Source organism: Arthrobacter sp. Hb9-2 (assembly GCF_059091165.1).
Genome location: NZ_JBNHGJ010000002.1, coordinates 38,032 through 52,260, shown reverse-complemented (window position 1 = coordinate 52,260; position 14,229 = coordinate 38,032). Strand labels below are relative to the sequence as shown.

Here is a 14,229-nt window from a genome sequence, read left to right as displayed (position 1 = left end):
CCTTCACTATGAGGTTGGCTGGCCCAAGCAATTCGAATTTTCTTTCAGAAAGGCTCGACCATGACCGTAGAATCATCCACTTTCGGACTGACCGAAGAACAATTGGCCATTCGGGAGGCAATTGATGACCTCTGCAAGCCATTCGACAACGCCTACTGGCTTGAGAAGGACATCGCACGTGCCTACCCGGAAGAGTTCGTGGACGCACTCTACGAGGCTGGCTGGATGAACATGCTCATTCCGGAAGAGTTTGGCGGCGGCGGAGCTTCGATCCGGGATGCCGCCGTCGTGCTGGAGCAGCTTGAGCGTAATGGCTGCCACGCCGGCGCCGCCCGGGCAGGCATGTACACCATGGGAACGCTGCTGCGGCATGGATCGGAAGAGCAGAAGCTGAGGTTTCTACCGAAGATCGCTTCCGGCGAGCTGCGACTCCAGTCCTTTGGTGTGACTGAACCCGATGCCGGCTCGGACACCACCCGCATCCGGACCTTCGCCAAACGCGAAGGCGACGAATACGTTGTCAACGGCGCAAAAATCTTCATCTCCCGCGTCCAGCACTCCGATCTCCTTCTCCTGCTGACCAGGAATGAAAAGTTTGAGGACGTGGAGAGGAAGACTGACGGATTCACCGTGCTCCTGGTGGACCTTCGCCAGGCCATTGAAGATGGCACCATCCGCGCCACACCGATCAAGACCATGGTTAACCACGAGACCAATGAACTCGCCATCGAAAACCTCCGCGTTCCGGTTGCGAACCGTATTGGAGAGGAGGGCAAGGGCTTCAAGGTGATCCTCTCCGGCATGAACTCCGAGCGCATCATCGTCACATCGGAATACATCGGCGCAGGGTTCTACCTGCTCAATCGCGCGGTGAACTACGCCAATGAGCGTGAGGTCTTTGGCCGCAAGATCGGAATGAACCAGGGAGTGCAGTTCCCCCTGGCGCAGGCCTATGCGAATCTTCAGGCTGCCTCCCTGATGCGGTGGCGCGCGGCCGAAATGTATGACGCCGGCGATAACCCCCGCTTCGAAGTCAACGGCGCCAAACTGTTGGCTTCCCAAGCGCTCTGGCAGGCAGCAAACGCTGCCTTTGATACCTTCGGCGGTTATGCGGCCGCAGAGGAGTATGGCATCGAACGCCACTTCCGCGAAGCACGCCTGCCGTCGACGGCTCCGATCAGCAACAACATTGTGCTGGCCGGCATCGCCCACGGCACACTCGGGTTACCTAAGTCTTTCTAGGGGACTGACAAAGTGGCGAAACAACTACCTGTCAGAACCGTGGAAACGGGAACCGCTGACGCCTGGGAGGACCTTGGAGCCACCGCGGCATTGGCGCGCTTTGCTACGGGAAATCTGGTGTCCGGTACCGACCATGTTGAGCAAGTTACCAGCGCACTAATCGACACTGTAGCGGTGGCAATCGCCGCGGCACCCTCCGAAGGCGTCCAGATCGTGGGCGCCTGGGCTGCGACGGAGGGGGAGGGCGGAAAGGCTACGGTCTGGGCGACGGGCCGGACGGCTTCTGCGTCGACGGCGGCGTTGGTTAACGGTACTTCCGGACACATGCTGGACTACGACGACATCTCACCCACAATGCCAATGCATCCGAGCACGGTGCTGTTCCCGGCGCTGCTCGCAGTAGCGGAAGACCGCGGCATCGAGGGCGACAAGCTCGTCCAGGCCTACGACGTCGGGGCGGCAGCCTTCCGCGCCATCGCCGAGCTTTTGCCCGGGAACGTCCACTACGCCCGTGGCTGGCATACAACGTCCACGGTGGGGCGGCTTGCGGCAGTGGCCGCCCTTGTGCGGCTCTGCGGCACGCCGTTGGAGGAGGCCCGCAATGCCCTGGGCATTGTCTCGTCGCTCGCGGCAGGCAGCCGACCTAATTTCGGGTCCATGACCAAGCCCTTTCACGCCGGAGCCGCAGCGCGTGACGCCGTGATGGCACTCCAACTCGCCGAGGCAGGCTTCACCGCCAACCCCGGGGAACTGGAGGCCCCGACAGGATTCATGGAACGGATGGGTGACCCGGACTTAGCGCCCATCGGGGGGCTGACGGAGACCCTTGTGGAACGGCTTGAGTACTGGATGGAATCCTGGACAAAGGACTGGGGAATCAAGCGGTACCCAGCCTGTTACGGAACTCACCGGGCGATTGATGCCGTTTTGGAACTCCGGGACGAACTCGCAGGCAGAACCCCTCATTCAATCCGTGTCACTGTGTATCCCCAGGGAACGGCTCCCCTCCTGCCGTACGCGCCGCAGAACGCCAACCAGGCGAAGTTCAGTTTGGAATATGCCGTGGCTGTGGCCCTCAAACGCGGTTGCGTGGCACTGCAGGACTTCACCGACGAGGCGTTCGCTGACCGCCAGGTGCGCGACCTGATGGCATTCGTCGAAGTGGCCGAGAGCGCGGTGCCGCCCGTGGGCGATCCGGTCACGCGGGAGCCCTACGCCACAGTGCAGGTGGGGACCGGCGGAGAGACATGGATCGGGAAGCGGGTTGATATCACTAAAGGCGATGCCCGCAACCCTCTCAGTCAGGGCGACCTCCGGACCAAGTTCAATGATTGCTGCGCCACGGGAGGCCTCAACGCCGCCCATTCCGACCGGCTGTTCGAGGAGCTGACGGGGCTGCCCCTGGGCCGCAGCATCGCGGGATTCTCGGCGGCACTACAAAGGACTGAAACGGAGAACCCCAGGAAGGTGGAGGACTCACAATGAGCGTTCCCAAAATTACAATCGTCGAAGAAGGCATGCGCGAAGGCATGCAGATTGAAAGCGCCGACATTCCCGTGGCGGACAAAATCCGCTTGCTGGATGCCCTCTCGGCAACGGGGCTCAAAAACATTGTCGTCGGGTCCTTCGTAAGCCCAAAGTGGGTTCCCCAAATGGCTCACATCGATGACGTTGTCCAGGGCTTCACCGCGGCACCAGGAGTTACCTACAGTGCACTCGCCCTGAATGCGCAAGGCGTCGAAAGGTGCCAGGCCTACGCACCCAAGATCACGGGGCCTGATCCCATGATCGGGGAAACACGTATCCACCTCTGCGACGTCTTCGTGCAGCGCAACACCGCGCGCACCATGGCGGATGAAATCGCGGCAGTCCCCGGCGTAGTCACCCAAGCCGTCCTCCGCGGGGCCAGGGAAGCCCAGATAAGCGTCAACGCCGCATGGGGATCCAACTGGCTTGGCGAGTTCTCCGAAGACAGGAGGATGGAACTCCTTCAGCTCCAGCATGATGCCTGGACCAGCGCCGGTGTTCCTGTCACCCGTGTCCATCTGGGTGACCCCATGAGCTGGAATACCCCCCAGGCCATGCGGTCGCAGATCCAACGGATTAAGCAGACGTGGCCGGACATCACCACGTTCCATCTGCATCTGCATAACGCGCGCGGAATGGCCCCCATCTCCGCCTACACTGCAATGTCGGAACTCGATGATGGCTATGAGCTTATTGTCGACACCGCGATTGGCGGCCTGGGCGGCTGCCCCTATTGCGGAAATGGCCGGCTGACGAGGATGATCCCCACCGAAGACTTTGTCCACCTCCTTGAGAGCGAGGGCATCGACACCGGTGTCGACCTCAAGAAGCTGATCGAAGCCGTAGTTTTCGCCGAGGAAGTTGTGGGGCACGAACTGTGGGGGCACGTCTCAAAGGCCGGTCCCCGGCCCGCCGGAGGCGATGTCTACCCCATGGACATGCCGTTTATCCAGACTCCTGCCGAAGCCCAGCATTTCCGCTTGGGCCCCTCGACCTACGAGGGGTCCTTGGCCCCTTGGAAGCAGACGGTTTCATCGGCAGCCCGTGACGAATATGAAGCAACGCACTTCGAACTGGCTGTCGCACAAACGAAAGGAGCAGGTTCGTGAACTCTGCAAACACTAATGGCACCGGATCGCTCGCCGGCATCCGGGTCATCGAGATCGGCACCAGTGTCGCGGCGCCGTATGCGGCACAGATCCTGGGAGACCTTGGTGCCGATGTCATCAAAGTCGAACGAACCGGCACAGGTGACGACAGCCGGAACTGGGCCCCACCCGAATGGGAGGGGTATTCGGTCGCCTTCCTGGCCCTCAACCGAAACAAGCAGTCTGTTGTCATCGACTACAAGACGCCGGAAGGCCGCGAAGTGATGGAACGGCTCATCGCCGGCTCAGACGTACTCATCCAGAACCTTCGGCCCGGTTCATTCGCAAAGGCAGGATTCAGTGCGGAGCGGCTTCTCGAATTGAACCCGCGGCTGATCTACTGCGAAATGTCCGGCTACGGCCGGACGGGACCCCGGGCCCAGCAGCCCGCCTACGATCCGCTCCTCCAGGCGTACAGCGGCATTGTCAGCATGACGGGCGAGGACGGCGGGGCGCCGGCCCGGGTGCCGGTCTCCGTTTTGGACATGGGGACCGGAATGTGGACGGCATTGGCTGTCTTTGAAGCCCTGCGCCGGCGTGACGTGACAGGGGAGGGCTCGCACGTGGAACTCTCGCTTCTTCAGACCGCCCTGACCTGGCTGACACCGCCGCTGATGTCCTGCGCTGCGGGCGATCCGCCGCCCCGGCGCCTCGGCTCCGGATTCGGCGGAGTGGTCCCCTACGGTGCCTTCCCGACGAAGGACGGCCATGTGTTCATGTCCGCCGGCAATGATGACGCGTGGAGGCGACTCATCTCAGCACTGGAGTGCGCGGACCTTGACGACCTGCCCGGGTTCGGGAGCAACGGTGATCGGGTCAGAAACCGCGAGATTGTTGTTGCCACCCTCTCAGAGAGGACCAGCAATTTCACGTCCGCTCAGGTCGTGGAACGCCTCATTCAGGCAAACGTCCCCCATTCTCCGGTGAATACCGTCGACAAGGTGCTGGTCGACGAGCAGGTGCAGGCCCTGGGCCAGATCCAGGATGCTCCTGAGCACGCCATTGCAGACCTCAAACTTGTAAACCTGCCCATGACTTTCGACGGGCAATACCCCACCCTTGCCAAGGCTCCGCCTGAATTAGGCCAGGACACGGAATCCGTCCTTGCATCACTTGGCATGGATAGCGGACAGATTGCAGCGCTTTTGGCGAGCGGCATCGTCGAGGCCGGCAAAACAGCCATCACCGAGGAAGTAAGAATATGAACGTCACTCAAGAGGTCCAGCCGGTCGTTTCGACGCAGGAGGACGAAGTCCTTTACGAGCTGAGGGGAAAGGCCGCCTGGATCACGATCAACCGGCCTGAGCGCCGTAACGCGATGGCAGCGAGCACCGTCAATCAGCTCACCCAAGCCTTCTTGCGGGCTGGCGAAGATCCCGACGTCTGGGGTGTTGTCATCACTGGCACGGGGGACAAGGCATTCTGTGCCGGCGGTGATTTGAAGGAGATGGACGACATCGCCCGCAGCGGAAAGCAAATTCACGTGCCGATGACCGGCCTGTACCGGAATCTGTTCGAAGTGATGATGGAAACGTACAAGCCCGTGATCGCCGCCGTGAATGGACACGCCATTGCGGGAGGCTGTGAAATCGTCCTCTCAGCGGACGTCCGAATCGCCGTCGAGGGTGCAACGATCGGCCTGACCGAAGCGCGGCGGGGGATGGGCGCAAATCTCGGTTCAGTCCTGCTGCCGCGTCTGATCCCGCGGGCCCTTGCGATGGACCTCCTCTACACGGCCCGCACGATTCCCGTCGAAGAGGCCAAGGAACTGGGGCTGATCAACCGGGTGGTACCACGGGCTGGTTTCGAGGCGGAGGTCCAGAAGTACGTGGACGAGATCCTGGTGAATTCGCCAGTGACGCTACGACGGTACAAGGAGATGGCCACCAAGAGCTGGGGTGTGCCGCTTCCCTCAGCGCTCCGGCTAAACGTCGGTCCGAACCCTTACCTGAGTGAGGACCGAGTGGAGGGAGTCCGCGCTTTCCTGGAAAAGCGGGATCCCGTCTGGACGAACCGCTGACCGGCTCCGGGCGGGACGGGTTACCCAAGCCCCGCCCGGGCCAGATCCGCACTTACAGCCCTCGCTGTCGACACCACGCGGGGAAGAATGGTTTGGGGCTGGGGGATCCTCGACTCAGGAAACGCCACGGTGATGCTTGCCGAAATGACTCCGTCGTGCCCGAAGACAGGTGCAGCCACTGACGTGCGGCCAGGCAGACCGTCGTTATAGGAGATAGCAACTCCGGCATGCCGGATCTCCGCGAATTCGGCCCGAAGCCGGGGAATTTCGTCTGCGATCTTCGGGTCGACCTCAGCCCTGGCGCAAAGGTCATCCCAAGCCGACTTGCTGTAGGCCAGGAGCACCCGGCCGCCGCCCGTAAGTTCCAGCGCCACCCGACGGGTCGCCCACGACGACTCTGCCGTTGGCTTGACTCTTGTGATCCGGTCCGAAAAGACAGCATCGCTTCCATCCTGGACGCCGAGGTACACCGTGCCACGTGTGGCCACGTGAAGATCCACCAAATACGGCTGCGCCATTTCGCGCAGGGCGCGAACCTGCGGAGCGCCAATACCCAAACGCCAAATCCGCGCGCCCAGCCGGTAGGTCCCGTGCCCCAGCCGGTCGACGCCACCCCAGGCCACCAGAGCGGCCAACATGCGATGGACAGTCGCCGGCGGCAGTCCCGTACGGTCGCAGATTCCGGCCACACCCATTTCCGCACCGCCCGCGAAGCAATCGAGTATGTCGAAGGCGCGCCCGAGGACGGTCCGCTTGGGATTCACATCCTCGCTTAGCAAAATGGCACCTCCTCGTGCTGGTCGGTCAACGGCCGACGTTCAGATCTTCAAAGACGTAATGGCTCACTGCCAGCAGGCCGGGATCTTGCAGCCCGGCGTGATCATCGTAACGCCGACTGGATGGCCCACTTTGCATATTCCGCAGGATGAGAGCCGACGCCCACCGTCAAGCGATTTGGTTGAGCACCGTCACATCAGACCCCTTCAAAGATGCCATGCGGTGATTACCTTGCCCTGCTGTGCGGATCAAATTTTCCATTCCTTTTGGGAGAGCCCCATTTTCGCTGCTGCTGGCTGGGGCCCGGAGAGCAGTCCGACGCCCGTGGTGCGTGCTGCGGGCCCTTTGCGACGCACCGGCCATTTCGAAGGGGACCCCTTCCGGATATGCGGGGAAGGCTTCCTGCTTCAGCAAGAGATGGACTTACGTGCCTGGGCGCAGTTCCCTTGAAATGCACGCTTCCACGAAGATCAGCAGGCTCAGGCTCCCGAGAACCAGCGCCAGGCTGTGCAAGCCTACGTCCAGAGATCTCCCTTCGAATGTGGCGCTCAATAGCACCATTGCCATCGTGCCCCCGACAAACTGGGACGTACGCAGCAATCCAGAAGTGACGCCAATATGCTCGGCGGGAGACGCCTGATATAGGGCAACCTGGTTACCCAGCATAAAGAAGCCATTTGGCGAACCCAGCAGCACGGCCAGGACCAGGACAATCACCAGAGAGGAATTCGCTGTCAGCATCAAGAGGGAGGCGGTCGCCGCAGCCATTAGGAAGGCGCCAATCAGAATCGGCGAGCGGATACCCCATTTGGAGATCGCGGAACCGGCAAACACTGTGGTCAAGATGCCCATCGCCGCAAGGGGGAGCATGATGAGTCCAACGTCCCCCGGTGAGAACCCGCGCGAGCCCTCCAGCCACGTCGGAAAGCCGAAAAGAATCGCATAAAGAATAGACATCACGACGAACTGGCGGACAATGGGGGCGCCAATCCTACGCTCACGGCCGAGAAGCCGAAAGTCGATGAATGGACTCGGTGACTGTAGCTGTTGCCGGACGAAGGCGATGCAGCTGAGTGCCCCAGCCATCAGCCACGCCCACCAATAGCCTTCGCCGAACACCGTCAGCGCGATCAGCAGTGGTACGAGCGAAGTAGCAAACAACAGAAAACCTAAAGCATCAACCTTCTGCGCTGGAATTTCCGGTTCACGGCGGGATACTTTGATTTCGGGCACGCCGATCAGGACCAGAGCCGCGGTCAGCACCGTTAATGGCACATTTATGTAAAACATTGCCCGCCAGTCCCATAGTTCAATCAGGATCCCGCCAATAGCCGGCGCAATCATGACGGTTCCCTGCGCGGAGAAGATCATGGTCCTGACGCCGCTGACACTGTTCGTAGTGCCGTCTATTTCCGCCCATCGCCGGAGAATGGCCAAGCCGGCCGGATACCCGGTTGCTGCACCCAGCCCTATGACTGCCCTAATCCCGATGAGTACTTCGACCGTGGTGGTGAAGTAGACGAGCGCGGAGCCGAGGGCAACCAAAGAGATGCCGAAAAGGAGGATGCGCCGCGGGCCAAACTGGTCTATGAGCCGCCCTGCAATGGGCTGGGCTACGGCACACGCGAGATAGAAGGCCGTCACCAGCAAGGTAATACTCGCGCCGGTTCCTATGTCTCGGTCTATGCTGACAAGCCCGACGGCGATCATGGACGAGTTCAGCCCATTGATGGAGGTGGCCAGCGCGATCGGTGCGAGCAGCGAAACCGGGATGCCGCGAGGCGATGTACGCTCCTTCAATGGCATACCGACCCCGAATTCGAGATTGTAATGGATACGAACTATTAGCCGATTAGGCCAAGGCCTATCTTATCTCCGGGAATTATGTCGTAACTTGACTATGTCAGAAGTGTATTCAAATTTTCAAGGGTGGTACGAACTAAATTTTCAAACCAGTCTGCGGCTGGCGACTGGATGGGGCGGCGGTAGCTATAGAGGGAGACTTCCGTAGTGGGGATCTCGAGCGGCAGTTCGAACGTCCGTACAGTGCCGGCCGACACGAAGGCCTGGGCCGTCACAAGAGGAACGAAGCTAACGAGCTCAGTGTCCTGGAGCAGCAGCGGCAAGACCAGAAAGCTCGGCACCGACAGGACGATCTCGCGTGAATGTCCCTGCTCCAGCATAGTGTCATCCACGATGTGGTGCCCGGTTTCCCCCGTCAGGCTGATGTGGCGCTCCGCCAGGAACTCGACGAGTTTCGGCCTGGGCCCGATCCGTGGGTGGTTTACCGCGCAGATACCCACGTAGTGCTGCCGAAATAGAACATCACGCCGAATGTCAGGGTGCAAAATTTTGGGCGTGCAGAGGAAAGCGTCAATTCTTCCTTCCAGCAGGTCGCTTGGCGCGCTGGAGGACCGCAGCTGCTCAACTTCGATCCTGATGTTGGGAGCCGCCACCGAAGTGGCGCTGATAATCGGCGGAAGCAGGGTCGTTACGCCAACATCCGTCATCTGCAAACGGAAAGTGCGCTTCGATGTTGCCGCCGCGAACTCTGCTTCTCCATGCATAATTTCGTCAATGGTCTCCAAAGAGCCACGCAGCCGAGGGTATATCAGCTCCGCTGCGCTGGTTGGCACCATCTCCTGTCCGCTCCGGACAAAGAGTTCATTGCCGAAGATTTTCCGCAGCCGCTTAAGCGCGTAACTCACGGAGGGCTGACTGACAAAGAGCAGCTCAGCAGCCTGGGTTACGCTTCGGGTCTCGTAGACCACGATAAATGTGCGGACGAGGCCGATGTCATAGTTGGGCATGGATACTATTATAGACGTTGTCTATATGGGCCTTGCCTGATTTGATTGGGTTTATGAAGAAAACCCGTCTAACTTAGGTTGTGACACAAGACACAACTTTAGGCAGGACCTAGATGAAAACGATCAGGGAAGCTACGTATGAGCTCCTGCGCAGCCATGGGATGACAACTGTTTTCGGAAACCCCGGCTCCAATGAGCTTCCGTTTCTGAAAGACTTTCCCAGCGACTTCCGCTACGTACTTGGCCTGCACGAGGGTGCAGTCATCTCAATGGCTGATGGCTATGCACAAGCGTCCGGAAGTGCCACCTTCGTGAATCTGCATGCCGCCGCTGGCACGGGCAATGCGATGGGCGGACTGACGAACGCTGTCTATTCGCATTCGCCGCTGGTGATAACGGCCGGCCAGCAGGTCCGTGCAACCGTTGGCATGGAAGTTATGCTGGCCAACGTGGACGCGCCGAGCCTTCCCCGCCCGCTCGTGAAGTGGAGCGCAGAGCCGCTCACCGCCGATGATGTTCCCAGGGCCATCAGCCAAGGTATCCACACGGCCACACTCCCGGCACCGGGCCCGGTGTATCTATCCATTCCTTATGACGACTGGGACCGCCAGGCCCCCGAAAACGTGCACCATCTGGCACCCCGCACATCTGAAGTGGGAGGAGCCCTGAACGCAGCACAACTGGACCGGCTGGTGGCAGAGATCATGGCAGCACGGAACCCGGTTCTTGTGTTTGGACCCGACGTGGACACGGCCTACGGCAACGAGGATGCGGTCAGGCTCTCGGAGAAGCTGGGTGCACCAGCCTGGATTGCCCCCTCACCTGCCCGGTGCCCCTTCCCGACGAGGCACGCAAACTTCCGCGGTGTCCTGCCGGCATCCATCGCTGGAATCAGCGCGCTATTCAACGCCCACGACCTTGTCCTCGTCATTGGAGCGCCGGTATTTCGCTACCACCAGTACGAGCCGGGTGACTACCTGACCGAAGGAACCACACTGCGGCACATCACCTGCGATGCCGGTGAGGCCGCCCGTGCTCCTATGGGCGGAGCATTCGTGGGGGACATTGCGACAATTCTTTCGCAGATTGTCGAGGCGCTGGAGGGCCAGCCCTCCAGCGCCGCTAAAACCCTCGCTCCGATTCCGGAACCGCGTACGGCAGACGTGCCAGAACGGCTGCACCCGGACGAGGTCTTTGAAATCCTCAACCGCGCCGCCCCCGAGGACTCCGTCTTCGTCACGGAATCAACGTCCACTCCTGAATCCTTCTGGCGTTATATGGACTTGCAGCAACAGGGAAGCTTCTACGCCCCCGCTTCCGGTGGATTGGGCTTCGGCCTTCCCGCCGCCGTCGGCGTCCAGATGGCCAAAGAGGACCGTCAGGTCTTCGGTATCATCGGGGATGGGTCGGCCAACTTTGGCATCACCGGCCTATGGACCGCTGCACAGTATTCAGTGCCGGTGATATTCCTGATTCTCAACAACGGCACCTACGGAGCCCTTCGATGGTTCGCCGGCGTACTCGGAACCGGTGAAACCCCGGGACTTGATGTTCCGGAAATCGACTTCGTCCAACTCGCCGAAGGCTATGGCGTCAGAGCCGAAGCCGTCGGAACCCGCGAGGATTTCGCAACAGCGCTGAAAAAGGCTTTGGCGGGCGAAGGGCCGGCACTCATTGAAGTGCGGACAGTCTTGAGCTGACCAGCACGTTGACCGGGGCGCAAGAACCCCAGCCCCTGCCTACGGTGCACGCGGCACATAACGAATCAATGATGATACGAGTGAGGTAATTCCGTGAAAGTTAGTATTCGAAATCTTCAGCTGAAGTACGGGGACTTTGTCGCCATAGAAAACCTGAACCTGGAAGTCGGGGACGGCGAGTCAGTAGTCCTCTTAGGCCAGTCCGGCTGCGGAAAGACCAGCACTATGCGCTGCATCGCCGGCCTTGAGGAGCCAACTTCCGGGCGAATAATGATCGGAGACACTGTTGTCTTTGATGCAGAGAAGGGAATCAACCTTCCTCCCAACAAGCGCAATGTGGGAATGGTTTTCCAGTCCTACGCCGTATGGCCCCACATGACCGTATTTCAGAACGTCGCCTACGCCCTGAAGATGCAGAAACTTTCGCAGAAGGAAATCAAGGAGCGGGTAACCGAAGTCCTGACGCTCGTCGGACTGGAAACCTTCGCTCAGCGCGGTGCGAGCCTGCTTAGTGGCGGGCAGATGCAGCGTGTTGCCTTGGCACGCAGCCTTGTGATGCGGCCCAGCGTACTCATGCTTGATGAGCCGCTGTCCAACCTGGACGCCCGCCTGCGCGACCGGCTGCGGGTGGAACTGCGGGAAATCCAGTTGCAGCTTGGGCTGACCACGGTTTATGTGACCCATGACCAGTCCGAAGCCTTCGCACTTGCTGACCGTATCTCCCTGATGCAGAAGGGCCGCATAGTGCAGATTGGAGGCCCCACTGAAATGTACGGCGCTCCTGCCAGCGCAGAAATCGCCCACTTCCTGGGCGTTTCGAATATCTTTGACTGCACTGCCGAAGAGGCCGCCGATGGATCCGTCACCGCACGCGTTGCAAACAGTAACTCCATCGTCCGGAGCGGGCAGACGACGCTTGCCGACGGCGAAGTAAAGATGTGTATCCGTGCCGAGGACTTCATCCTAAGCAGTGAGCCCAAGGGTGTCGAGAACGAATGGGAAGGGATTATTCGTGTCAGCGGCTTCCAGGGCAGCAGCATCCGCTATGCAGTCCGTCTGATCGACGGCTCAGAACTCGACGTGTTCGTTCCGACCAAGGGCGGCGGGCATTACTCCATTGGTGACAAGGTGTACGCCCGCGTCTCTCCGGCAAATGTTCAGATCCTGCCCGCGGAGGTCGTGGCCACACTCGACAAGGAAGCGGTGCTGGTATGAGCATCCTGACCCGTCCCCCAGTCGAGACGCCTTCGGCAGAAACCCCCCCATCCAAGAAGCGCACCTTCACCGTGTGGGGCTTGAAGCGGGAGATTCCCGCGCTGGTGCTCATCCTCGTCCTGGCAGTACTGGTGATTGTCCCGGTAGCTTTCGTCATTATCGCAGCCTTCTCCACGGCGGTGCCCCGCCCCGGGAACCCGGAGACAGGCGAGTTTACATTTGGGAACCTCACTCTCCTGACTACCCCGGACGGGCTCTCCGCGCTCTTGAATTCCCTCTTGATCGGGCTGGGGTCATCCGTTCTGGCGCTCATTTTTGGCGCCACTCTGGCTTTCATCTGCTCCCGAACTGATGCTCCCTGGCGCAAGTTCATCTTTATCATTGGCATGGCTCCCATGTTTGTGCCTGCACTCGTGGGGGCCTTGGCATGGTCCCTTCTGGCCTCGCCCAGTGCGGGATTCGTGAATATCATGCTGCGGGACCTGGGCATTCCGGTCACGCTCAACATCTACAGCCTTGGGGGTTTGATCTTCGTTCTCGGCCTGTTTTATGCGCCGTATGTATTCCTGCTGGTTCACAGCTCGCTCTCCCTCATGAACGCTGATCTTGAGGAAGCATCGACGGTTCATGGCGCGCCTTTGAAGACCATGTTTCGCACTGTGACTCTTCCGCTGGCGCTGCCGTCTCTGATTGGTTCGGGCATTCTGGTATTCGCGCTGACGATGGAGAACTTCCCGGTGGCGGCAGTCTTGGGCAACCCCGCCGGCATCAATACCCTGCCGACGTACATCTACCGGCTTATGAGCTCCTCGCCGCCGGAAGCCAACAAGGCTGCCAGCGTCGCCGTGCTCCTGACTATCGCGTTGCTCGCCGTGACCCTGTGGCAACAGCGCATCGTCAACAGGCGTAAGTTCACCACGATGACCGGGAAGGGCAACAAGCCCCGCCAGATTCCGCTCCGGAAGCTGCGTTGGCCGGCAACCATCTTCGCTCTGCTGTACTTCGCTGTGTCCGTCCTGGGCCCGCTCCTCGCCTTGCTGATTGCTGCGATGCAGGATTCACCGTATGTGTCCTCCCTCTCGCAGCTCGTCGGGACACTGTCCTTTGACCGGCTGGGGGAAGTTGCTGGCGCAGCGGACTTCCAGCTGTCGCTTCGCAATAGCGTTCTCGTTGCACTTATTGCGGCCGTCGCCGGCACCGCCCTGAGCTTCGTCGTTTCATACATCCGGTACCGGACGACGTCGCGGTTGGGGCAACTCATGGAAGTAATCGCAATGGCACCGCTGGCGATTCCGTCGATCGTTCTCGGTATGGGCATTCTGTGGACGTGGCTGACTTTGCCGCTCCCGGTCTACGGCACGCTGGCAATTCTGGGCATCGCCTGCATGGCAGTCTTCTTGCCTCAGGGGTACCGGAGCATCTCATCCTCCATGCTGCAACTCGACCGTGACCTCGAAGACAGTGCGGTGATGCTCGGAGCGAATCGCACCCGGGCGGTCTTCTCGGTGACCGTTCCGCTGATGCGGGTCGGCATCACCTCGACCGTACTGCTGTACCTGATGCTCTCCATGCGTGAGTTGAGTGCATCCCTGTTCCTCTTCACGTCAGAGACGCGAATCCTCTCGATTCTTGTCTTCGACAATTTTGATAATGGTCAAACCACAGGGGCCGCTGCAATCAGCGTCTTTTACGTCCTGGTGATTGCCATTCTCGCCATAGCAGCCCAGCTAGTCGGGTCACGCGATTCATCAAAGAAGAAAAAATCTGCCCCGGCCAAGAACGTTTTGTAA

At 60.2% G+C, this 14,229-nt stretch carries 11 protein-coding genes; 8 read left to right on the top strand and 3 right to left on the bottom strand.

All coding sequences use genetic code 11. The annotated features are described in order from the left end of the window. Positions 1-60: 60 nt before the first annotated feature. From AC5RV1_RS01915 to AC5RV1_RS01895, 5 genes are read left to right on the top strand one after another with little or no spacing between them, the layout of a single operon-like run. A complete protein-coding gene (locus AC5RV1_RS01915; RefSeq protein ID WP_493993299.1) occupies positions 61-1,242 on the top strand; it encodes an acyl-CoA dehydrogenase family protein in 1,182 nt (393 codons plus the stop codon). A gap of 12 nt (positions 1,243-1,254) precedes the next feature. After that, positions 1,255-2,727, top strand: coding sequence for an MmgE/PrpD family protein (locus AC5RV1_RS01910; protein ID WP_493993298.1), 1,473 nt, complete (start codon positions 1,255-1,257; stop codon positions 2,725-2,727). Continuing rightward, entirely contained in the window at positions 2,724-3,878 is a 1,155-nt protein-coding gene (locus AC5RV1_RS01905; protein ID WP_493993297.1) for a hydroxymethylglutaryl-CoA lyase-like TIM-barrel protein, read from the top strand. The genes AC5RV1_RS01910 and AC5RV1_RS01905 overlap by 4 nt, the downstream gene beginning before the upstream one ends. After that, on the top strand, positions 3,875-5,122 hold the full coding sequence (locus AC5RV1_RS01900) for a CaiB/BaiF CoA transferase family protein (protein WP_493993296.1): 1,248 nt from the start codon (positions 3,875-3,877) through the stop codon (positions 5,120-5,122). Before AC5RV1_RS01905 ends, AC5RV1_RS01900 begins: the two co-directional genes overlap by 4 nt. Further along, positions 5,119-5,937: an enoyl-CoA hydratase/isomerase family protein gene (locus tag AC5RV1_RS01895; protein WP_493993295.1), complete on the top strand. Its 819-nt coding sequence runs from the start codon at positions 5,119-5,121 to the stop codon at positions 5,935-5,937. The genes AC5RV1_RS01900 and AC5RV1_RS01895 overlap by 4 nt, the downstream gene beginning before the upstream one ends. Before the next feature lie 20 nt (positions 5,938-5,957). Here AC5RV1_RS01895 and AC5RV1_RS01890 read toward each other — a convergent pair whose 3' ends face one another. The 3 genes from AC5RV1_RS01890 to AC5RV1_RS01880 all read right to left on the bottom strand — a co-directional run bounded on the left by AC5RV1_RS01890 (position 5,958) and on the right by AC5RV1_RS01880 (position 9,524). Continuing rightward, complete coding sequence (locus AC5RV1_RS01890) at positions 5,958-6,716, bottom strand: IclR family transcriptional regulator (RefSeq protein ID WP_493993294.1); 759 nt, start codon at positions 6,714-6,716, stop codon at positions 5,958-5,960. A gap of 421 nt (positions 6,717-7,137) precedes the next feature. Next, a complete protein-coding gene (locus AC5RV1_RS01885; RefSeq protein WP_493993293.1) occupies positions 7,138-8,520 on the bottom strand; it encodes an MFS transporter in 1,383 nt (460 codons plus the stop codon). 92 nt (positions 8,521-8,612) lie between these two features. Further along, positions 8,613-9,524, bottom strand: coding sequence for a LysR family transcriptional regulator (locus tag AC5RV1_RS01880; protein WP_493993292.1), 912 nt, complete (start codon positions 9,522-9,524; stop codon positions 8,613-8,615). 113 nt (positions 9,525-9,637) lie between these two features. Between AC5RV1_RS01880 and mdlC the strand changes: the two genes are divergently transcribed. The 3 genes from mdlC to AC5RV1_RS01865 all read left to right on the top strand — a co-directional run bounded on the left by mdlC (position 9,638) and on the right by AC5RV1_RS01865 (position 14,229). Further along, positions 9,638-11,224: a benzoylformate decarboxylase gene (gene mdlC, locus AC5RV1_RS01875; protein WP_493993291.1), complete on the top strand. Its 1,587-nt coding sequence runs from the start codon at positions 9,638-9,640 to the stop codon at positions 11,222-11,224. Between the two features lie 93 nt (positions 11,225-11,317). Then, positions 11,318-12,439: an ABC transporter ATP-binding protein gene (locus AC5RV1_RS01870; RefSeq protein ID WP_493993290.1), complete on the top strand. Its 1,122-nt coding sequence runs from the start codon at positions 11,318-11,320 to the stop codon at positions 12,437-12,439. Beyond that, positions 12,436-14,229, top strand: a complete 1,794-nt coding sequence (locus AC5RV1_RS01865; protein ID WP_493993289.1) for an ABC transporter permease — start codon at positions 12,436-12,438, stop codon at positions 14,227-14,229. Before AC5RV1_RS01870 ends, AC5RV1_RS01865 begins: the two co-directional genes overlap by 4 nt.